The sequence below is a fragment of the Arthrobacter flavus genome (genome assembly GCF_039526005.1).
Lineage (GTDB): Bacteria > Actinomycetota > Actinomycetes > Actinomycetales > Micrococcaceae > Arthrobacter_D > Arthrobacter_D flavus.
On the sequence record NZ_BAAAIJ010000047.1, the window covers coordinates 335,560 to 355,338 of the forward strand.

Annotated in this window: 21 protein-coding genes, 1 tRNA gene and 1 riboswitch; of the genes, 9 read left to right on the plus strand and 13 right to left on the minus strand. The window is 65.2% G+C overall.

Translation table 11 applies throughout. From position 1 onward, the window contains the following. The first annotated feature begins 43 nt into the window (after window positions 1-43). Both ABD059_RS11610 and pabB read left to right on the plus strand, forming a co-directional pair. Window positions 44-661 (plus strand): LysE family transporter, encoded by a 618-nt coding sequence (locus ABD059_RS11610; RefSeq protein WP_343880161.1) that lies wholly within the window; start codon window positions 44-46, stop codon window positions 659-661. Between the two features lie 23 nt (window positions 662-684). Then, the gene (pabB, locus tag ABD059_RS11615; protein ID WP_343880163.1) at window positions 685-2,799 is read left to right on the plus strand and encodes an aminodeoxychorismate synthase component I; all 2,115 of its coding nucleotides are present in this window, start codon (window positions 685-687) and stop codon (window positions 2,797-2,799) included. Window positions 2,800-2,975: 176 nt separating this feature from the next. Here pabB and ABD059_RS11620 read toward each other — a convergent pair whose 3' ends face one another. Continuing rightward, window positions 2,976-3,305, minus strand: coding sequence for a GlsB/YeaQ/YmgE family stress response membrane protein (locus ABD059_RS11620; RefSeq protein ID WP_343880165.1), 330 nt, complete (start codon window positions 3,303-3,305; stop codon window positions 2,976-2,978). Between the two features lie 103 nt (window positions 3,306-3,408). Between ABD059_RS11620 and ABD059_RS11625 the strand changes: the two genes are divergently transcribed. From ABD059_RS11625 to ABD059_RS11640, 4 genes are all read left to right on the plus strand, one after another. Beyond that, window positions 3,409-4,293, plus strand: coding sequence for an aminodeoxychorismate lyase (locus tag ABD059_RS11625; RefSeq protein WP_343880167.1), 885 nt, complete (start codon window positions 3,409-3,411; stop codon window positions 4,291-4,293). 88 nt (window positions 4,294-4,381) lie between these two features. Next, entirely contained in the window at window positions 4,382-4,744 is a 363-nt protein-coding gene (locus ABD059_RS11630) for a YciI family protein (protein ID WP_343880169.1), read from the plus strand. Then, on the plus strand, window positions 4,745-5,083 hold the full coding sequence (locus ABD059_RS11635; RefSeq protein WP_343880171.1) for a YciI family protein: 339 nt from the start codon (window positions 4,745-4,747) through the stop codon (window positions 5,081-5,083). Window positions 5,084-5,098: 15 nt separating this feature from the next. After that, complete coding sequence (locus ABD059_RS11640) at window positions 5,099-6,157, plus strand: RNA polymerase sigma factor (protein WP_343880173.1); 1,059 nt, start codon at window positions 5,099-5,101, stop codon at window positions 6,155-6,157. On the opposite strand, the gene ABD059_RS11645 is transcribed toward ABD059_RS11640, so the two are convergent. The 3 genes from ABD059_RS11645 to ABD059_RS11655 are packed head-to-tail and all read right to left on the minus strand — an operon-like array spanning window position 6,154 to window position 9,073. Continuing rightward, on the minus strand, window positions 6,154-6,957 hold the full coding sequence (locus ABD059_RS11645) for an energy-coupling factor transporter transmembrane component T family protein (protein WP_343880175.1): 804 nt from the start codon (window positions 6,955-6,957) through the stop codon (window positions 6,154-6,156). The two genes, ABD059_RS11640 and ABD059_RS11645, sit on opposite strands and share 4 nt — an antisense overlap. Beyond that, window positions 6,954-8,450: an ABC transporter ATP-binding protein gene (locus ABD059_RS11650; protein ID WP_343880177.1), complete on the minus strand. Its 1,497-nt coding sequence runs from the start codon at window positions 8,448-8,450 to the stop codon at window positions 6,954-6,956. The genes ABD059_RS11645 and ABD059_RS11650 overlap by 4 nt, the downstream gene beginning before the upstream one ends. Before the next feature lie 5 nt (window positions 8,451-8,455). Further along, window positions 8,456-9,073, minus strand: a complete 618-nt coding sequence (locus ABD059_RS11655; protein ID WP_343880179.1) for an ECF transporter S component — start codon at window positions 9,071-9,073, stop codon at window positions 8,456-8,458. A 68-nt stretch (window positions 9,074-9,141) separates the two neighbouring features. Next, window positions 9,142-9,259: riboswitch (TPP riboswitch) on the minus strand. A gap of 134 nt (window positions 9,260-9,393) precedes the next feature. Here ABD059_RS11655 and ABD059_RS11660 point away from each other — a divergent pair. Then, a complete protein-coding gene (locus ABD059_RS11660; protein ID WP_343880181.1) occupies window positions 9,394-9,654 on the plus strand; it encodes a DUF4235 domain-containing protein in 261 nt (86 codons plus the stop codon). A 7-nt stretch (window positions 9,655-9,661) separates the two neighbouring features. Here the strand turns inward: ABD059_RS11660 and mnhG are convergent, their stop codons facing one another. Genes mnhG through ABD059_RS11690 form a run of 6 tightly spaced genes read right to left on the minus strand, consistent with a single transcriptional unit; the run spans window position 9,662 to window position 16,002 of the window. Further along, window positions 9,662-10,057 (minus strand): monovalent cation/H(+) antiporter subunit G, encoded by a 396-nt coding sequence (gene mnhG, locus ABD059_RS11665; protein ID WP_343880183.1) that lies wholly within the window; start codon window positions 10,055-10,057, stop codon window positions 9,662-9,664. A 3-nt stretch (window positions 10,058-10,060) separates the two neighbouring features. Next, window positions 10,061-10,318: an MrpF/PhaF family protein gene (locus tag ABD059_RS11670; protein WP_343880185.1), complete on the minus strand. Its 258-nt coding sequence runs from the start codon at window positions 10,316-10,318 to the stop codon at window positions 10,061-10,063. Continuing rightward, on the minus strand, window positions 10,315-10,899 hold the full coding sequence (locus tag ABD059_RS11675; protein ID WP_343880187.1) for a Na+/H+ antiporter subunit E: 585 nt from the start codon (window positions 10,897-10,899) through the stop codon (window positions 10,315-10,317). The genes ABD059_RS11670 and ABD059_RS11675 overlap by 4 nt, the downstream gene beginning before the upstream one ends. Continuing rightward, a complete protein-coding gene (locus tag ABD059_RS11680) occupies window positions 10,896-12,506 on the minus strand; it encodes a Na+/H+ antiporter subunit D (RefSeq protein WP_343880189.1) in 1,611 nt (536 codons plus the stop codon). Before ABD059_RS11680 ends, ABD059_RS11675 begins: the two co-directional genes overlap by 4 nt. Continuing rightward, window positions 12,503-12,997 carry a Na(+)/H(+) antiporter subunit C gene (locus ABD059_RS11685; RefSeq protein ID WP_343880191.1) on the minus strand — a complete coding sequence of 165 codons (495 nt, stop codon included), beginning with the start codon at window positions 12,995-12,997 and terminating at the stop codon, window positions 12,503-12,505. The genes ABD059_RS11680 and ABD059_RS11685 overlap by 4 nt, the downstream gene beginning before the upstream one ends. Next, window positions 12,994-16,002 carry a Na+/H+ antiporter subunit A gene (locus ABD059_RS11690; RefSeq protein ID WP_343880193.1) on the minus strand — a complete coding sequence of 1,003 codons (3,009 nt, stop codon included), beginning with the start codon at window positions 16,000-16,002 and terminating at the stop codon, window positions 12,994-12,996. Before ABD059_RS11690 ends, ABD059_RS11685 begins: the two co-directional genes overlap by 4 nt. Window positions 16,003-16,222: 220 nt before the next feature. On the opposite strand from ABD059_RS11690, the gene ABD059_RS11695 reads away from it, so the two are divergent. Continuing rightward, complete coding sequence (locus ABD059_RS11695; RefSeq protein WP_343880195.1) at window positions 16,223-17,638, plus strand: MFS transporter; 1,416 nt, start codon at window positions 16,223-16,225, stop codon at window positions 17,636-17,638. A 19-nt stretch (window positions 17,639-17,657) separates the two neighbouring features. Here ABD059_RS11695 and dcd read toward each other — a convergent pair whose 3' ends face one another. Both dcd and kynA read right to left on the minus strand, forming a co-directional pair. Next, on the minus strand, window positions 17,658-18,233 hold the full coding sequence (gene dcd / locus ABD059_RS11700; protein WP_343880197.1) for a dCTP deaminase: 576 nt from the start codon (window positions 18,231-18,233) through the stop codon (window positions 17,658-17,660). A gap of 34 nt (window positions 18,234-18,267) precedes the next feature. Next, entirely contained in the window at window positions 18,268-19,122 is an 855-nt protein-coding gene (gene kynA / locus ABD059_RS11705; protein ID WP_343880199.1) for a tryptophan 2,3-dioxygenase, read from the minus strand. 128 nt (window positions 19,123-19,250) lie between these two features. On the opposite strand from kynA, the gene ABD059_RS11710 reads away from it, so the two are divergent. Next, a tRNA-Gly gene (locus ABD059_RS11710) sits at window positions 19,251-19,324 on the plus strand. 17 nt (window positions 19,325-19,341) lie between these two features. On the opposite strand, the gene ABD059_RS11715 is transcribed toward ABD059_RS11710, so the two are convergent. Continuing rightward, window positions 19,342-19,680 carry a YnfA family protein gene (locus ABD059_RS11715; protein ID WP_343880201.1) on the minus strand — a complete coding sequence of 113 codons (339 nt, stop codon included), beginning with the start codon at window positions 19,678-19,680 and terminating at the stop codon, window positions 19,342-19,344. Window positions 19,681-19,779: the final 99 nt, after the last annotated feature.

Sequence of the window (19,779 nt, forward strand, 5' to 3'; positions counted from 1 at the left end):
GATCGCCCGCATTGCGGCGTCGACGTCCCGTTAGGATTGGCTGGTGACTTTTTCTGTCTGGCTGGCACTGCTCGGAGCGCAGGCCCTGATCAGCTTCAGCCCCGGCGCCGGGGCCGTCAACACCATGAGCAACTCGCTCACGGTGGGCTTCCGCCGGTCCATGTGGGGCATCCTCGGGCAACAGGTAGCACTCCTCGTTCACATTGCGGTGGTTGCGGCGGGAGTTGGGCTCCTGGTGGCAAGCTCACCGGTCGCGTTCAATATCATCCGGTTCGGGGGCGCCGCCTACCTGGTCTACCTGGGGATCAGGAAACTCCTGCAGTCCCCGGATCTCGAGGAGCAAGCCGAGATCCGCCGAGCCGAGGGCGCCTTCTCCCTATTCCGCCGCGGGCTGTGGGTGAATCTTCTCAACCCCAAGGCAATCGTGTTCTTCCTCGCCTTCATCCCGCAGTTCATCAGGCCGTCCGAGCCGCTGTTGGGTCAGTACGGCATCCTGGCCGGCACGGTCGTGGCGATCGACGTCCTGGTCATGTGGTTCTTCTACGCCGCTACCGCGAAATCGTTCAGACGGTTCACCCAGAATCCTCGTGGGCAGATCGTCCTCAACCGGGTCTTTGGCCTACTGTTTGTAGCCGTGGGCATTCTGCTCGCCGTCGCCTAACACCACCCGAGGATCAACAGCCCATGGCACCAAAAGGCGGGACCGCCGTCGCACCGTTGATCGTTGCTATCGACGGTCGCTCAGGGGCCGGCAAGACCACCCTCGCCGTCGAGCTGGCGGCGCTGCTCCGCGAGCATCACACCGTGAGCCTGTTTCACCTCGAAGACATCTACCCGGGCTGGGACGGGCTGGAAACAGGAATGCACCGCTACGTTTCAGCGGTGCTGGAACCCCTTGCCGCCGGGCACACCGCCGAGTGGCGGGCGTGGGACTGGGATGCCGGCGACGATGGGCCCGGGCAGCACACGGAACCGGCCGACGTCGTCATCGTCGAGGGTGTGGGGGCGGCCTGCCGGGCCGCACTCGGGCTTTTGGACGTCAGCATCTGGGTGGAAGCACCCGAGGATATCCGGCGCACCACGGCTCTGAGCCGCGACGGAGACACCTACGCGCCGTTCTGGGAGCGGTGGGCAGCGCAGGAGCAGACGTGGCTCAGCCGGGATCAACCGCAGCTCACCGCCGACCTCATCGTCGCCGGCCATCAGGATGTGTCGGCTCCCGAACGGGTCAGATGGGCCCTCACCGGCCTGCCTCAGTGCGGTTCGCTGCTCGCGGCAGAGCGCGCACAGCACCGGGCCGTCACCCTGCAGGTGGAACGTCACGACGGCTGCCCGGATGGCGCCGCCCTGTTCGCCGCTCTCTACGGGTCTTCGGCGCATGCTGTCTGGCTGGACAGTTCAGCCCCGGCTACGGGGGGCGGAGGGCGCAGCCGGTTCAGCATCCTCGCCGACGACGGCGGCCACTTTGGGCAGCTTGCCCGTCACTCCAGCGGCGCAACCGAGATCATCTCGGGGCAGGTCACGGCCCGCGTCCCGGGCCCGTTCTTCCGGTGGCTCGATTCGGTCTGGGATCTTCGGGAGATGCCCACACCCAGCGACTATGGATGCGGCTTCACGCTGGGCTGGTTGGGCTACCTCGGGTATGAGCTCAAGCGGGAAACCGGCGGCAGTTCCGCGGTTCCTGGCACACTCCCGGACGCGGCCCTGATCTTTGCCGGCCGCGCTGTGGTCCTCGATCACGAGCAGCAGGCAACCTATCTCCTCACCCTGACCGCACCCGGACATGATCAGGACGTGCAGCACTGGCTGTCCACAGCGCGGTCGGCCGTGCGGGAGGCAGACACCCTCAATATCGGGGGCGCCACCGCTTCTCCGCGCGACGCGGTTGCCCCAGCCACCACAGCTGCCCCAGCCGACACCGCTGCCCCGAGCGCCGGTCCACCGCCGGTCTTCACCTCCCGCGACACCCGCTCCAGCTACCTGGACAAGGTGCGCTACGCCCAGGCTCAGATTCGGGAAGGCAACACCTACGAGGTCTGTCTCACCACCTCTCTCCACGCGCGCACGCCGGCGGCCCTGGATTCCTTCGAGGTTTACCGCGCCCTGCGCCGGGCCAGTCCTGCGCCCTTCGCCCATTTCCTCAGGTTCCCCAATTTTGCAGTGGCCAGCACCTCTCCGGAGAGGTTCCTGCAACTGAGCGGCGGCGGCGCCCTGCGCGCCGAGCCGATCAAGGGCACCCGCCGTCGTTCGTCGGACCCAGAGCTGGACCTCGCCCTCCGGGCAGACCTGCAGAACTCTCTGAAGGATCGCGCGGAGAACATCATGATCGTCGACCTGTTGCGGAACGACCTCTCGCACGTTGCAGTTCCCGGCAGCGTGAGCGTCAGCCGGTTGTGTGAGATTGAAAGCTACGCCACCGTGCATCAGATGGTCAGCACCATTGACGCCCAGCTGCGGCCGGGTGCTTCCCGGACCGAGGCCGTGTCCGCGGCGTTCCCCGCCGGCTCGATGACCGGGGCACCGAAAATCAGCACCATGGCCATCCTGGACCGGCTGGAGGCTGCCCCGCGCGGGGTGTATTCGGGCGCCGTCGGCTACTTCTCCCTGAACGGGGCGGCGGACCTCGCCGTCGTCATTCGCACGCTGGTGCTTGAGGACGACTCCGGCGGCACCCGGCTCAGCCTGGGCGTGGGAGGGGCGATCACCGCCGATTCGGATCCGGACGACGAGTGGGAAGAAGTGCGCACCAAGGCGTTCGGGGTGCTCTCAGGCCTCGGCGCAGCGTTCCCGGATAGCTAGGGCCGATGAATGGGGCCGGCGCGGTCCGGGATCGACCTGCGGTCTGGGATCGGCTGCGATATGGGCGCTGCGCGTCGTTTCCCCACAGAACCGGCCCCTAGACCAAGATGCGCCGCTTGCAACCGGCAAGGCTGGCGCCGGGGGCCGTTTCTGGAAAGAATCGGCCCCCGGCTACCCTAGCGGCGGACTTTGCGACGGCCGCTAATACCCTCGGCGACGCCGATCAGCAGCACTGAGGCGATAACCGCTACAACGAATCCGAGGACGTTCAGCTCGAAGATGTCCCCCGTGTCGAGGAGGTTGGCGACCACGCCGCCGATCACTGAACCGGCAAGTCCCAGCAGGAGCGTGGCCAGCAGGCCAAGGTTCTGCTTCCCGGGCTTGATCAGCCGTGCCAGCGCGCCGATGATGAGTCCCGCAACGATAAATCCGATCACAATAACTGTCCATTCTGTGGGGCCTGCCGCGTAGCTGCGAGGCCTCGTAGCTGCGAGGCCGCGTGCCATTGGTAACACTACTGATGAAATTCTATCCGGTGCCGGTTGGCGTAGAAAAACTCGCCGGGTGCGGCGCGGTCACCCGCTTCAGTAAGGCAACTAAGCTGATCGCATGACTGTTCTTGTGTTCCTGGATCCCGCCCACGACGGCGGCCGCGTCGCCGACGCATCGATGCCACAGCTCATGGCGACCGACCTCGGTGCGACGCGCGGGGACGGCATATTCGAGTCCCTGCTAGCCCTCAACGGAGAGGCCCGTAAGGTGCAGGCACACCTCGATCGGCTCGCCTCATCGGCCAGGGCCCTTGACCTTGATCTCCCGTCCGAGGACGCCTGGCGGCGGGCCATCACCACCGCGCTCGACGAGTACGCCGCCGGCGCTCGCGTCCAGGCAGACACCGAGCTGGCAGTCAAGCTCATGGTCACCCGTGGGGTTGAGGGAGCTGACGCCCCGACGGCATGGGTTCAGGTGGCACCAGTCCCAGCCAAAACCCGGCAGCAGCGCAGGGATGGACTTGCGGTCCTGTTCCTCGAACGCGGCTATGACAGCACCGTGGCGCAGCGGGCGCCGTGGCTACTCATGGGTGCCAAGACTCTCTCCTACGCGGTCAACATGGCTGCGGTCCGGTACGCGCGGGCCCACGACGCCGACGACGTCATCTTCACCTCATCGGACGGCAAGGTCCTGGAGGGTCCGACGTCGACGGTCCTCCTGGCGAAGGTCCGGGACGGCGTCAAGACCCTGCTGACACCGCAGCTGGAGAGCGGGATCCTCCCCGGCACATCCCAGAGTGCGCTGTTCACCGTCGCGAAGGCCGCCGGCTGGGAGCTCGGGTACGGCCCGCTGGTGCCCGCTGACCTGTACGACGCCGACGGCGTGTGGCTGATTTCCAGCATCCGTCTCCTCGCACCGGTCAACTCGCTCGACGGTCAGTCGATCACCACCACCCCTGAGCTCACCAGGGAGCTGTCGGAACTGGTGGCGAAAATTTCCTGAGACCGGCTGTCGATTTCGGCCTACCCCGACCGTCATGGACACGAGCGACGCACACGGCGTCCTCCCCTAGACGATAGGAGGTAGCACGATGAGCACCGAGTACATCATCCTGCTCCACGACAACGAGGTGGCCTGGCAGGAAGCAACGCCCGGGAAGCGCGCCGAAACCTATGGCCGGCACACGGAGTTCGCCAGGCGCTGCGCCGAGGACGGGCACATCATGACGGGCGGCGCCGAACTGCGGCCGTCCACCACGGCGAAAATCCTGCGCGGTGGCAGCGTTGGTATGACCGACGGTCCGTACACGGAGACCGCCGAACAGCTGGGCGGTTTCTACCTGGTTGAAACCGACGACCTTGAGGCACTGGCGAAACTCGTCAATGAGTTGTTGGCTGATACCACCGGGCCGGCCGAAATCCGGGCGACCCTTCGACCAGGCGAGGGCAGCTAAATGAAAATTGCAGTGTTTTTGTACCAGGATGAGTCGATCTGGGCCAACGCCACCGAGGCCGAGGTGGAGCAGTACATGGCCGAGCACGACGCCTTTTCCGAGGCGGCCCGTCAGCAGGGAAAGCTTGTCGTGGGAGAGGCGCTCGCCACCGTCTCGACCGCGACGACGGTGCGCCGCCGCGGCGACGAGGTGAGTCTCACCGACGGGCCGTTCGCCGAAACCGCCGAGCAGCTGGGAGGGTTTTACGTGTTGGACGTGCCCGACCTTGATGTGGCGGTGGAGCTGGTGAAGCTGCTGCCCGAATACACGGTGGAGTTGCGTCCCATCACCGATTACTGACCGGATTCCTGGCCAATGCCAGACCCGTCCGATGACGCAGCCGCTGCGCTTGAGCGGGCCTGGCAGGAACACTGGGCACGGCTGCTCGCGCTGCTCGTGGGCCGCTTCCGCCGCCTGGACCTGGCGGAGGATGCGTTGGCTGACGCCTTCGCCGCCGCGGTCCGCACCTGGCCGGCGGACGGCATACCCGATTCGCCCGCCGCGTGGCTGCTCACTGCCGCCCGCCGTCGGGCACTGGATCAGGTGAGGTCGGAGACTATCGCCCGACGTCGCGAACCGTTAATGGTGGTGGACGCTGAAGCCCGGGTGGCGGCGGCCACGGCCGTCGACGACGGCGGGCATATTCCCGATGAGCGACTCAGGATGCTCTTCACCTGTTGCCACCCGGCGCTGTCACCCGATGCCCGTGCCGCCCTCTGCCTCCGGTTCGTCAGCGGGCTGTCGGTCGGCGAGATTGCCCGCCTGTTCCTGGTGCAGGAGTCAACCATGGCAGCCCGGCTTACTCGCGCGAAGAAGAAGGTGGCTGCGGCGGGCATTCCCTTCACTGTTCCGGCACCCGACCGGTTGGCCGACCGGCTGGACGTTGTCGCTGCCGTCATCTACCTCGTCTTCACGTCCGGGTACGCCCCGGCAACCGGTGAGGAACCGTTGCGTACCTCGTCAGCGGCCGAAGCCATCCGCTTGGCGGGGGTGCTCGATGCACTGCTGCCGGACCGGATTGCCGCCGAACACGCGGTCGCCGCGCGGTCCGCCACTACCAACTGGCGGCGGATTGCCGACTTGTACGCCGAATTGGAGGACCTCACCGGATCGCCGGTCGTTCGCCTGGCGAGAGCCGTCGCGGTGATGGAGGTCGAGGGGCCGGAGGCGGGACTGGCGCTCCTGGTAGGCCTTGATAGTCGACTCCCGCACCACCACCGTCTCCCGGCGGTCCGGGCGGAATTCCTTGCGCGGGCTGGCCGTCCGTTGGCGGCGGTCGCCTCGTTCGAGGTAGCCATCACCCTGTGCGGGAACGACGCCGAACGGAACCATCTTCGGAAGCGGGCCGCCGAGGTCGCCGCCCGGCGGCCCTAGGTTGCGCCGATCAGGAAGTTCCACGTCCCCGCCCACACCGCCGCCGTGACCGCGGTCCCGGCGATCAGCACCCCGGCCAGGCAGACCCAGAGGTCCAGCCGGGTGAAGGTGCTCTCTCTCGCCCAGGTCCGGTCGCCGGCTCCGAATCCGCGCGCCTCCATCGCCACCGCAAGCCGGGTGGCCCGCCGAATCGCCTGCACGATCAGACCGAACCCCTGCCCCAGGAAATTCCTCAGCCGGGCTACTGGATTGCCTTCAAACCCGACCCCGCGGGCGTGCCGGGCCAGTCCGAGAGTCCGCCACTCGTCCACCAGCAGCCCGACGAGGCGCAGCCCCGCAAGCGCGCCGAGCACAAACCGGTGCGGCATTCGCAGCTTCTGCGCCAGGGCATCGGCCAGGTCCGTCGGGTCGGTAGTGGTCAACAGAAAAATTCCGGGGAGGGCGATGGCTAACCCGCGGAGACCAATCGCCAGACCCGAATTCACGGAGTCCTGGGTCAACAGAATCGGGCCGAACTCCAGCAGGACAGCGCCGGTCTTCTCGGCAAGCAGCGCTGTACCGTAGGCAGCTACCACTGCCGCCAGCACCAAAGGCCAGGTCCGCTTCAGCAGTTGCCAGGCGCTGATCCCCAGCAGAGGGAGCAGCAGCAGCTCGCTCCCGAGGACGACGGCGGCGCTGACCCAGTCGATGCTCAGCATCACCACCACGGTGACCAGCACGGCAGCGAACAGTTTGGATAGCGGGTTAGCCCGCGTCAGGAGCCGCCCGGTGAGATGGGGGGTCAGCACGTCAACGCTCACGGATGCACCACCACTTCGGCTCTGCCGCCGGCGACCCGCAGCAGCCTGCTGCCCAGCGCCTCCGTGAATTCCTGGTCGTGGGTGACCGCCAGCAGGCTGCCGCCGGCCTGGATCAGTTCGGCAAGCAGCGCGACGAGCTCGGCCCAGGTATTGGCATCCTGCCCGAAGGTCGGTTCGTCCAGGACCAGGATGTCCGGGTCGGTTGCCAACATGGTCGCCACCGACAGCCGCCGCTTTTCACCCCCGGAGAGGGTGAAGGGGTTTGCCTGCAGCAGGGAGGTCAGCCTCAGCCGCTCGGCGATGGGATCCACCCGCCGCCGGAGGGCCGCCTCGTCAGCACCCCCTAACCGCCGTGGACCAAATTCCAACTCGTCGATCACCCGGTTGGTGAGGAACTGGTGCTCGGGTTCCTGGAACACGGTCCCAATTCTGCTCACCAGTTGCGCCGACTTCCAGGCGTGCGGGCTACTCCCAGCTCCACGGGAGAGTGCCGGGGACGCCTCCACCTGGCCCCCACGCACCGGCAACAACCCGGCGAGGGTCAGTGCGAGCGTCGATTTTCCGCCACCGTTGGGGCCTACGATGCCCAGGGATGAGCCGGCGTTGAGGGTCACGTCAACGCCGTCGAGCACCGCGGGCCCCCGCTTGGCCCGCGCTACTGACAGTCCGCTGGAGGTAAGCAGCTCCTCCCCCGGTGAGGGCAGCTGCGTGGGAACCGGCGGCTGATGACCGGGGATCCAGACTCCGGCAGCCGCCAGCCGTGCCCGGGTTGACGCATTGGTCAGTACCGTGTCCGGGGGGCCGTCGGCGAGGATCCCGCCGTCGGCCGCCAGCACCACCACCCGATCCACCACATCGGCCCACACCGCCACCCGATGCTCGACGACCACCAGGGTGGCGCCGGTGCGGTCCAGGACGCGCCCGACGGCGTCCCTGACCTCCAGCACGCCAGCCGGGTCGAGATTGGCGGTCGGCTCGTCAAGCAGCAGGAGCCCGGGCTGCATTGCCAACACCGCTGCCAACGCGAGGCGTTGCTTCTGACCGCCGGACAACGCACTGGTGGACCGGTCCAGCGGCACCTCAAGACCCACATCGTCGAGCGCACGCCGAACCCGCTCCCAGATCTGATCGCGCGGTACGGCCTGGTTCTCGGCGCCGAAGGCCACCTCGTCGCCGACCCTGGCGAGCACAATCTGAGAGTCCGGGTCCTGCAGCACCAGCCCCGCACGACCACGCACTTCGCCGGGAGGCCGGCCGTCGAGGGTGAGGGAACCGTGCTGTTCGCCCTGCCCGTCATCGCCCAGGACACCTGCCAGCCCGTGCAGCAGGGTCGACTTTCCGGACCCTGACGCGCCCAGCAGCAACACCCGCTCCCCGGGCGCCACCGTCAGCTCAATGTTCCGGACGGCCGGGGTTTTCCGGCCGGCGTGCCGCCAGCTCCAGCCTTGCGCGCTGATGCTGACGGCCGACGGCGTGTTTCCGTGGTCTGCCATACCGGTTAGACGTCAGCCGTTCGTCCGGAGGCGAAAGCCGACAACACCCCCGTTTTGGCCAGTGCACGGACTGCCAGCCAGGACAGCAGGCCAGCAATAATCACGCCCGAGATCGAGGCGAACACCACGTACATCAGCTGCCATTCGACGGCCCAGAGGGCGTTGTAGAGGATGTTCTCACTGATCGCGAGAGCCAGACCTGCGCCGAGCCCGGCGAGCAAAGCCACCCCAAGGTTCCACTTGCGGTACAGGAACAGGAGGAAAATCAGCTCGGCCCCGAGGCCCTGGATGGCCCCGGAGAGCAACGTGGTCAACCCGAATTGGGTGCCGAGCAGCGCCGAAACCGCCGCAGCCAACACCTCACAGTAGATGGCTGCTCCGGGTTTCCTGATGATCAGACCGCCCAGCACCCCCGCGATCAGCCAGCCACCCGTGTACAGGCCAGCCAACGGAGGGAACGCTCCGGTCAAGGCGGCGATGCCCGTGTAGCCGGCGGACCAGGCGAAGAACACCACCCCGACGGCGACCGCCACCACCGAGGCCACGACGATGTCGACCACGCGCCACTGATATCGGCCGCGCAGCGTCTGAGTGTTTTGAGTTACTGCAGTTGATGAAGCCATGTGAATTTACCTCCTGAGGTACAGGAGGGGAGGGTATCCGTGCCCATGGCGGGTGCCATCGGCCGGGCACCCTGAGATACTCGACTCCCTTCGCCGGTACTAGCCGGATCAGGTTCGAGGGTCTGCGGTAGGCCGCACTCTCAGCGCCCGTCCACCTGGGTGGACGGCGCTCCCCTGTCGTATGTTTAGCAACTTCAACTCTACACCTGAGAGGTTCCTACCCACCACGGCGGCCGGAGTGGGCACCGGCCGCTTGGGTGCGCCTCACCTCAACAGGAAACGCTAGGCTTGAGAAAAGAGCCACCATCGAAGGAGACACCATGAATCAGCTTGTGAAACTGCTGGGCGTAGCATTGAGCCTCGGCGCCGGCATCGCCGGAGCCAAGCTCGTGGATTTCATCTGGCACAAGACCACCGGCAAAGCGTCACCGAAGGATGAGGATGGACTTGAGAACAGCCTCCGTTCCGCCGTCGCGTTCGCGCTGATCTCCGGCGCCGTCCGCGCCGTCCTGCAGGTCCTGACCAACCGCACCACGCAGCGGGCAGCCAACCGGTTCGCGAAGACCCGCGACCTGACGTAGGTCTTACTTACGTCTCGTCGGGGCGCTCGGTCGGATTCCGACCGGGCGCTTTCTTGTTGGCGGCTTTCTCCACTACCTCGTCCAGTTCATCCATGCTGAGCAGGTCGCGTCGCAGGTGTTTGGTGCGGTATCCCGCCCGGCCCACCATGTGGGCTGAGACGGGGACGGTCAGGAGCATGAAGATCCAGCACAGCAACAGGACCGGGATCAGTGCCCAGCTACGCATCTGCAACCCCAGCGCCAGAAGGAACAGCAGCAGTCCCAGTACCTGCGGTTTGGTTGCCGCGTGCATCCGGGTGAGGAGGTCCGGGAAACGGAGCAGCCCGACGCCGGCAGCAACAGACATCAGCGCCCCACCGATCATGAGAACGGCTGTCACCACATCAATGAGAGTGTCGCTCATGTCCTACTTCCTGTCCGTGACGAACCGGGCGACGGTCACGGATCCGATGAATCCGATCACCGAGATCGCGACCAGAAGCACAATATTGTCCAGGTGCCGGTTCACTGCCATATCCACGGCTAGCGCTCCACCGATGATGGCGAGCAGCACGTCGATAGCGAGCACCCGGTCCAGGATCGAGGGGCCTCTCGCAATCCGGTACAGCGCGCACAGGGCAGCGAATGAGAGCAACAGTCCCACAATGATTACGGCGCTGGTCATTTCCGGATCCCCTCCTCACGCTCTTCGTTCTCCTGATCGAACCGGACCTCGGTCTGCAGCAGCGCCAGATCATCCCGGGTTCCCATAATCCTGATCAGCCAGGCTTCAGTGGCCCGCACATCGGCCCTGATTTTCGCCGCGCCCTCGGGCGTCTTCACATTCAGGCAGTGCAGGTACAGGGTGGAGGTAGAACGGTCCACCTCCACCACCAGCGATCCGGGGATCAGAGACAGCGCGTGTCCGGTGACTGTCACCAGCAGGTCGGACTGGCTCCGAAGCTGCACTGCGACAACCGCGTTGACAAGCCTCGGGCCCTGCGTGAGCGAGAGCCAGAACACTTCGAAACTCGCCACCACGAGCTTGTACAGAAATCGTCCAATGAACGGGACCGCATACAAGATGTTGAATCGGCCGCTGAGCTCTACCGGCGGCAGGTACAGCAGGTTGGCCACAGCGTAGGCGATCAGGCCGCCAAAAATGAGGTTCCCCGGGCTGAAGTCCTGCCACAGTGCACCCCAGACGATGACCAGCCAGATAATCAGGGGCAGTTCCGTGATGAAGGGGATCTTCTGTCGGCTCATGGCGCGCTCCCTTCGCCCAGGACCGCTTCAATGTAATCGGTGCGCTCGAGCATGTTCTGCGCCGCGTTGTCGCTGATTTCGAACAACGGACCCGCCAGGAGTGTCAGGAGAACTCCCAGGCCGACCAGGCCCATGGTGGGGCCAACCATGGTGCGGGGTAGCAGGTTGACCGGTTTGCGTCCGGAGAACCGCCCCGTGGTCTCGCCGTGGACGCGCTGCGAGGTACGAACCGCTGAACCGTCTGCCTTGGTGGCAAGCAGGATTGGATCTGGGTGTAGCGCGTCTTCGGGGCGCCGCCAGAAGGCACGGTTCCAGACGCGGGCAATCGCCAGCAGTGTCAGGAGGCTGGTGAGCACACTGGCCCCAACCGCCACATAGGCGATCGGCGAGCCCAGCTCGACGCCGGCCTGCAGGATACCCAGTTTGCCGAGGAACCCTGAGAACGGCGGGATCCCGGCCAGGTTCATTGCCGGGATGAAGAACAGGACGCCAAGGAGTGGCGACAGCTTGGCGAGCCCACCCAGGCGATCCATATTGGCTGTCCCGCCGCGGCGTTCAATCAAGCCGGTCACCAGGAACAAGCTGGTCTGCACCGTGATGTGGTGCGCCACGTAGAAGATCGCGGCGCCCAATCCGACGACTGTTGAAATAGCCAACCCAAAGATCATGAACCCGATGTGGCTGACCAGGGTAAAGGACAGCATTCGTTTGATATCCGACTGCGCCAGGGCCCCCAGGATCCCCACCACCATGGTGAGGATTGCCACCACCATCAGCAGGGTGTTGATGCGGTCCCCTGGGAAAAGCAGTGTCTCGGTGCGCACCATGGCGTAAACGCCAACCTTGGTGAGCAGGCCAGCGAACACGGCGGTTACCGGTGCGGGCGCCGTCGGATAGGAGTCAGGCAACCAGAAGGACAGGGGGAAGACCGCAGCCTTGATTCCGAACGCCACCAGAAGCATCAGGTGGAGCATCATCTGCGTTGCCGGGTCGATATCCCCGAGCTTGACCGCGAGATCGGCCAGGTTGATGGTTCCCGTTGCGGCATAGATCATGCCGATCGCAATCAGGAAGAGCAGCGACGACACGACGCTGACCACCACATAGGTCACTCCCGCACGGATCCGCTGCGTGGTTCCGCCGAGGGTCATGAGCACGTAGCTGGCCGTCAGGAGGATCTCAAAGCCCACATACAGGTTGAACAGGTCACCGGACATGAACGCGTTGGAGACGCCGGCCACCAGGATCAGGTAGGTGGGGTGAAAAATCGAAATCGGGCCGTCTTCATCGCCGTCGGTCATCCCCTGCCCGGTGGCGTAAACCAGCACCGCCAGGCTGATCGCCGTCGAAATGACCAGCATGAGGGCTGAAAACTGGTCGACCACCAGGGTGATGCCGAACGGCGGCATCCACCCGCCAATGAACACGGCGGTAGCTCCATGCTCTGCTGCATACTGCAGGAGAAACAGTTCGAGGATCAGGGTGATACTCAGGGTCGAAATGCTGACCGCCCGCTGCGAGCGGGAATGTCGGATCAGGAGGAAGGCAACCGCTGCGCCAAGAAACGGAAGGACCACCGCCAGCGGTGCGAGGCTTGCGATGTTCACCGTGGCTCCTTCGGATCGGTGGGGAGATCAAGGACTCCGGCATTTTGGGAGCCGGGGGCTTCCTCGGCTTCTTCTAGCGGGGTGAACTCGGTGGTTTCTTCCGGGACGTCCGCGTCGTCCTCGGCGTCGAAACTGCTCTGGCTGGCGACTCTGCGGTCCTCCATGTCGTCCTGCACCTCGTCGCGCCGGCCCAGCACCCAGGACCGGTAAATAATGCCCAGCATGAAGGCGGTCACGGCGAAGGAGATCACAATGGCGGTGAGGACCAGGGCCTGAGGCAGCGGATCCGAGTAGGCATCGGCAGGGGTTTCGGCCGAGTACAGCGGGGCGACGCCGGCCCGGCCTCCGGCGGAGAGCAGCAGGATGTTGGCGCCGTTGGCGAGCAGGATCAGGCCCAGCAGTACCCGGGTCAGGCTGCGTTCGAGCAGCAGGTAGATGCCGCCCGCGAAGAGGGCTGCCATGACCACCAACAGGGTGATGTTCACGCTCATCGAACTACTCCCTCGCCGGACTCGGTGTGATCTTGCTGTTGTGATTGCATCTCATCCGGATCGGTGGACGCGGACAGGCCTTCGCTGCGTTCATCGATCTCCGAGCCGAGGCTGCGCAGCACATCGAGCACCAGCCCCACGACCACCAGATAGACGCCGATATCGAAAACGGTCGAGGTGACAAACTTGACGTCCCCGAAGACCGGCATCGAGAACTCAATGATGGCGGTCTGGAGGATCTGGCCCCCCATCAGCAGCGGAATCAACGCGCTGAGTGACGTGGTCGCCATGCCGGCCCCGAGCAACACGCCCGCACTGACCGGGCTGGCTTCCGCAAGCTCGAAGCGCCCACCCGCCAGATAACGCACGGTCAAAGCCAGACCGGCCATCAGTCCGCCGGCGAATCCGCCGCCCGGCAGGTTGTGGCCTGCAAGGAGCAGGTAGATGGAGAAGATGATGATCGAGTGGAAGAGGAGGCGGGTAACAACTTCGAAGATGATCGACCGGCGCTCGGGGGCGAGCGTCCGTCCGGCCACCAGCCACGCGTCGCGGGAGACTGACGAGAACTTCTTCGCCAACTCCAGCGCCGCGGCTCCCCTGCCGAATTCGGCGATAGGTTCCTGGCCGCGATCGACCGATCCGGACTTGACGCTTTCGGCCCGCTGGCGGGAATCACCGCGTCCGCGGATGAAGATCAGGCTGGCGATACCGGTGGCCGCAATGGCCAGCACCGAGATCTCGCCGTACGTATCCCAGGCCCGGATGTCGACCAGGGTGACGTTGACGATGTTCTCCCCACCGCCGCCCTCGTAGGCCAGCTGAGGGTACTGAAGGGACACGGGCGTGGCGACGCGTGAGGCCATGGAGGACATGGCAATCGCGACCATGGTCAGCCCGAAGGAGATGCCCAGCGCAGCACGGAGCAACCGGTACCGTCCCGGTTCCCGCTGCCACAGCCGCGCTGGCAGCGAGCGCAGGGCGAGCACGAAGGCCACCAGCACAATGGTTTCCACCAGCATCTGCGTCAAGGCCAGATCGGGTGCTCCCTGCAACGCGAAGATCAGGGCCATCCCGTACCCGGTCACCCCGACCATGAGCACTGCCATGAACCGCTTGGTGGCCCGGACTGCGGCCAAGATGCCGAGAATGATGACGACGCCGGCCGCCACCTGCGCCGGCGAATCGGCGTAGTGCCACCGGTCCGGCAGAGGTGCGTCGTAGAACACTATCGCCGTCAGCGGGGTGAGGATGGCCATGGTCAGGATGACGAAAAGGTAGAACGCCAGCGAACCGCGCTGGGTGCGGCCGGTGATCCAGACGGCGACGTCGTCGAGCGTCCCGATCGTGTATTTGTAGCCGCGTTCGGCGTCGACCAGCGCGGGTACCCGGGACTGGGCCCGCTCCACCTTGGCGCGGAACCAGAACAACAGGACGCCGACGGCGATGGTGACCGCCGACAGCGCGAGGGCCGGAGTGAACCCGTGCCACAGGGCGAGATAACTTTCCTCGCCGTCGGCCTCAAAGAGGGTGACGTAGGGCTGAATGATCGCGTCCAACGGTGCGGGCCACAGTCCGAGCCCGACGGTGAAGACGGTGAGGAGGGCCGGGGCGAACAGGAACGACTTCTCCACCCGTTTGAACGGTGTGGCTTCCTTGCCCTTGCAGGCGAACCCGCCCCAGACGAAGCGGGCGCTGTAGGCGAAGGTCAGCGCTGAGCCGGCCACGATGCCGACGAGCAGCAGGGTGCCGATGGGAGTGGGATCGATCTCGGCCTGGTGGACGAAGGTCTCGAAGATCGACTCCTTCGCCACGAAGCCCAACAGCGGTGGGATACCGGCCATTGAGGCTGCGGCAATCGTCGCGATCACGGCGAGGGCGGGGGCAGTTTTGCGGATCCCGGCGAGCTTGCGGATATCGCGGGTGCCGGCCTGGTGATCGATGATGCCGACCACCAGGAACAGCGTCGCCTTGAACAGCCCGTGCGCCACGAGCATGCCCAGACCGGCGAGCGCACCGCCGGGCCCGCCCAGGCCTACCACCATGGTGAGGAATCCGAGCTGGCTGACCGTACCGTACGCGAGGATCAGTTTCAGGTCGTGCTGGCGCAGCGCCCGCCACCCGCCAATCAGCATGGTGGCCAGTCCGAGGATCATGATCATCGGCAGCCAGGAGGCGGCATCGGAGAACCCCGGGGCGAACCGCGCCACCAGGTAGATGCCGGCCTTTACCATCGCTGCCGCATGCAGGTACGCACTCACCGGGGTAGGAGCGGCCATGGCGCCGGGGAGCCAGAAGTGGAACGGGATCAGGGCCGACTTGGTGATCGCACCCACCAGGATCAGCCCGATCGCGACGTCGATCACCAGCCCGTTGGACAGCAGCGATTCGGACTGGGCCATGATGTCCGAGATCCGATAGGTGCCAGCGGTCTGCCCCAGCATGATCATGCCGACCAGCATTGTGAGCCCGCCGAGGGTGGTGACGATCAGGGCTTGCAGGGCGGCGCGGCGTGCCGCAAGGCGGTGCCGGGAGTAACCGATCAGCAGGTAGGACAGGACGGTGGTCAGTTCCCAGAAGATGAACAGCAGGATCATGTCGTCGGCGGTGACCAACCCGAACATGGCGCCGGCGAAGGCGAGGAGCTGAGCGCCGAACGGCCCCAGGTTGGGGTCGTTCTGCTTGAAGTACCGTGCGCAGTAGAACAGCACCAAAGCACCGATGCCGAGGATGAGGAGCGATAGCACGGCGGCCAGCGTGTCCATCCGGAAGGCCAGTTCCAGGCTCAGGCTCGGGATCCACTGGAAGATGATCGACGGCGGAGCGTTGGGCTGGCCTTCGAGGAGGTTCTGCCCCTCCCCCGTGTACTGGTCGAAGGTGATGATCAACCAGATGAAGGCGGCGGCGGGGACCGCGGCGATCACGTAGAAGGCTGAGCGGCCAAGCCGGCGGAAGATCAACGGCGCGACAAAGGCTACCGCGAACAACGCGATGAGCACGATTAGCACGATGATCTCCTGATCTCTCAGATGAGACGGTCAGCTGATATTCAGCACGGACGGTCAGGGGCTTGGTTTTATTCTACCTTTGGAATATGGGCCTTCCCGACGCGTTACGCCGTCGGCGACTGTTCGAGGTTTCCGGAATATCACCCGTGATCCGCGCGTTTAGGCGACCAGTTGAAGGCGTTCATGGGTTTGTGTGTAGCCGCGGGATAGCATTCACCGTATGAGCGTGGATTCTCCCCAGCCGGTGCCGTCCCATCCAGTTCCAGCTGCCCGGCCGGAGGGGGCGACGCCGGGCACGACGGCGCGCGGTGCGGGCCGTCTGCTGTCCCGACCGGTCCTCGCCTGGGCCTCCTGGGACTGGGGATCGGCCGCCTTCAACGCGGTCATGACCACCTTCGTCTTCACCGTGTATCTCACCAGCGACGCGTTTGGTGGGGAGGCCACGGCGTCAGTGGTGCTGGGCTGGGGTCTCGCCGCTGCTGGGGTACTCATCGCGTTACTGGCACCGGTGACAGGGCAACGCTCTGACAGCGGCGGCCGACGCAAGCTCTGGCTCGGCGTGAACAGTCTCCTCGTGGCGGTCCTGACGGGGCTGTGCTTTTTCGTCTTCCCGCAACCCGAGTTCCTGCTCCTCGGGGTGGCGCTGATTGCGCTGGCCAACGTCTTCTTCGAGTTCGCTGGCGTCAACTACAACGCCATGCTGACGCAGATTTCCACCCCGAGCAGTATCGGCCGGATCAGCGGCTTCGGCTGGGCCATGGGCTACGTGGGCGGCATCGTCGCCCTGGTCCTGGTGCTCGTGGCCTTCGTGGAGCCGGTTTTCCCCTGGTTTGGCTCCGATACCACCGACAGCCTGAACATCCGGCTGGTCGCGGTGTTCTCGGCCATCTGGTTTTTGGCCTTCGCCCTGCCCGTGATGTTCGCTGTCCCGGAGGTGCCGCGTAAGGCGAAAGCAGCCCAGCTGGGCTTCTTCGCCTCCTACGGCCTCCTCTTCCGGCGGGTCAAGGCAATCTACCGGACCAGCCCCCACACCATCTTCTTCCTGATGGCCAGTGCCATTTTTCGTGACGGACTGGCCGCCGTCTTCACCTTCGGCGGCATCATCGCCGCTGGCACGTTCGGCTTCACCCTGAGCGAGGTGATTGTCTTCGCCATCGCCGGGAACCTGATTGCGGCGGTCGGCGCCATCGGTAGCGGTTTCCTGGACGACAGGACCGGCCCCAAGCGGGTCATCATCATCTCGTTGATCGGCCTGCTGATAGCCGGGTCTGCTGTCCTTGTCCTGGGCCCAGGCACCCACGACGTGTTCGGGTACACCTGGACCGGAGATACGACGTTCTGGGTCTTCGGCCTGATGCTGACCCTGTTTGTTGGCCCGGCGCAGGCCTCGTCGCGAGCGTATCTTGCGCGTCTGGCACCGGAGGGAAAAGAGGGTGAATTGTTCGGGCTGTACGCCACCACGGGGCGCGCCGTCAGCTTCCTCGCACCCGCCCTCTTCGCGGCGTCGATCACCATCTTCGGCGAACAGCGGTACGGGATTATCGGCATCCTGGTGGTGTTGCTGGTCGGACTGCTGGTGTTGCTCCCGGTGAAGCCGCCCGCGAAGGTGGCTACCGCCGTCGTCCCGTCCCACTGAGGCCCAGCTGAAGCGGCTGTCAGATGGCGGTGCGGTGGAAGTTCTGGTGGCTGCGCGACGCCGTCGGGCCGCGCTGTCCCTGGTACCGGTTGCCGTAGGGGCCGGAGCCGTAGGGGTGTTCGGAGGGGGAGGTCAGCCGGAAGAAGCAGAGCTGGCCGATCTTGGAGCCGGGCCACAGCTTGATGGGCAGGGTGGCCATGTTGGAGAGCTCAAGGGTGACGTGGCCGGAGAATCCTGGATCGATGAATCCCGCGGTGGAGTGCGTCAGGAGCCCGAGCCGCCCCAGTGAGGACTTGCCTTCCAGCCGTGCGGCGATGTCGTCCGGGAGGGTCACCGTCTCGTAGGTCGACCCAAGCACAAATTCGCCCGGGTGCAGGATGAACGGCTCATCCGGGTCCACCTCCACCAGCCTGGTCAGCTCGGGCTGGTCTTCAGCAGGGTCGATGTGCGCGTACTTGTGGTTGTCGAACAACCGAAAATAGCGGTCAATCCGGACGTCAACGCTCGAGGGCTGGACCATCGCCTCGTCATAGGGATCCAGCACAATTCGCTGGTGGTCGATTTCGGTTCGGATGTCGCGGTCGGAGATCAGCACGGTTCAAAAATACCGCAGTCCCCGGGGTTAGTGGTTATCGGCCGATCTCCGTGCGCACGGCGTAGAGCTCCGGGAAGAAGGTGAGTTCGAGGGCCTTCTGCAGAAAACCCACACCTGAGGAGCCGCCCGTGCCCCGTTTGAACCCAATAGTTCGTTCCACAGTTTTCAGGTGCCGGAACCGCCAGAGCTGGAAATTGTCTTCCAGATCCACCAGTTCCTCGCAGGCCTCGTAGAGGTCCCAATTGTCCTCGGCGTTCTCGTACACCGCCTTGTACACCTGAACCAGTTCCGGGTTGAAAACGTGGGCGCTGCGGAGGTCGCGCTCCAGCAGTTCAGCGGGGATGTCGTGTCCACGGCGGGAGAGTAACCTGATGAACTCGTCGTAGATACTCGTCTGATCCAGCAGGGTGGCCAGCAGCTCCTGCGCCTCGGGGTCATTCGCGAAAACCTCGAGCATGCCGGCGTTTTTGTTGCCGAGCAGGAACTCGACGGCGCGGTATTGGTAGGACTGGAAGCCGCTGGAGGCACCGAGATCCCCGCGGAACTCGGCATACTCGGAGGGGGTGAGGGTGGCCAGTACGGACCACTGCTCGGTCAGGGAGCGCTGGATGTGCTTGATCCGGGCGATCCCCTTCATGGCCGATCGCAGGTCGTCGGCCTGTAACTTGGCGCGGACGGCGCGCAGTTCGTGAAGCACCAGCTTGAGCCAGAGCTCTGACGTCTGGTGCTGGATGATGAACAGCATCTCGTCGTGGTGCTCCGGGCGGCTGACCGGATGCTGCGCTGCGAGAAGCTCCCCCAGGGAAAGATAGGATCCGTAGCTCATTTTCCCGGTGAAATCCTTCTCGATTCCCGCTTCCAGGTCCCTGGTGTTCTTTTCGACGCTCATGGTCTTAGGGTACCCACCGTTGCGACACCCGGTGTCCGGCTCGGTGTTTTCGGGACGGTGAGGTTGAGGTAGGCTGAATCTCGTTGTTTTTCGCAGGGATTCGTGCCGCGCTGTCGGCTGGTCTCCATGCGGGCGTAGCTCAATGGTAGAGCGCTAGCTTCCCAAGCTCGATACGCGGGTTCGATTCCCGTCGCCCGCTCCAGTTTCGGCCCCACGGTGTCAACCCACTGGCCGTGGAGCGAACATGATCACCGCCACCCCCACCAGGCAGAGCACCGATCCCGCGATATCCCAGCGGTCCGGACGGAATCCGTCAAACACAATTCCCCAGGCCAGGGATCCCGCGACGAACACCCCACCGTAGGCGGCGAGGATCCGGCCGAAGTTCGCGTCCGGCTGCAGGGTGGCGATAAACCCGTAGGCAGCGAGCGCCATCATGCCCAGCCCTGCCCACCACCACGGTTTACCCTCCCTGATGCTTTGCCACACCAGCCAGGCACCGCCGATCTCGGCGACCGCCGCAAAGACAAAAAGGACCACAACGAGGACGACAGTCATACTGCATTATTGCCGAATGACGCCTGTGGCGGGTCCTGGGGCCCGTCCGTCCCGGTCACAGGCACCCGCTCGGCGGCCAGTTGCGCCGGGACCGGGCTA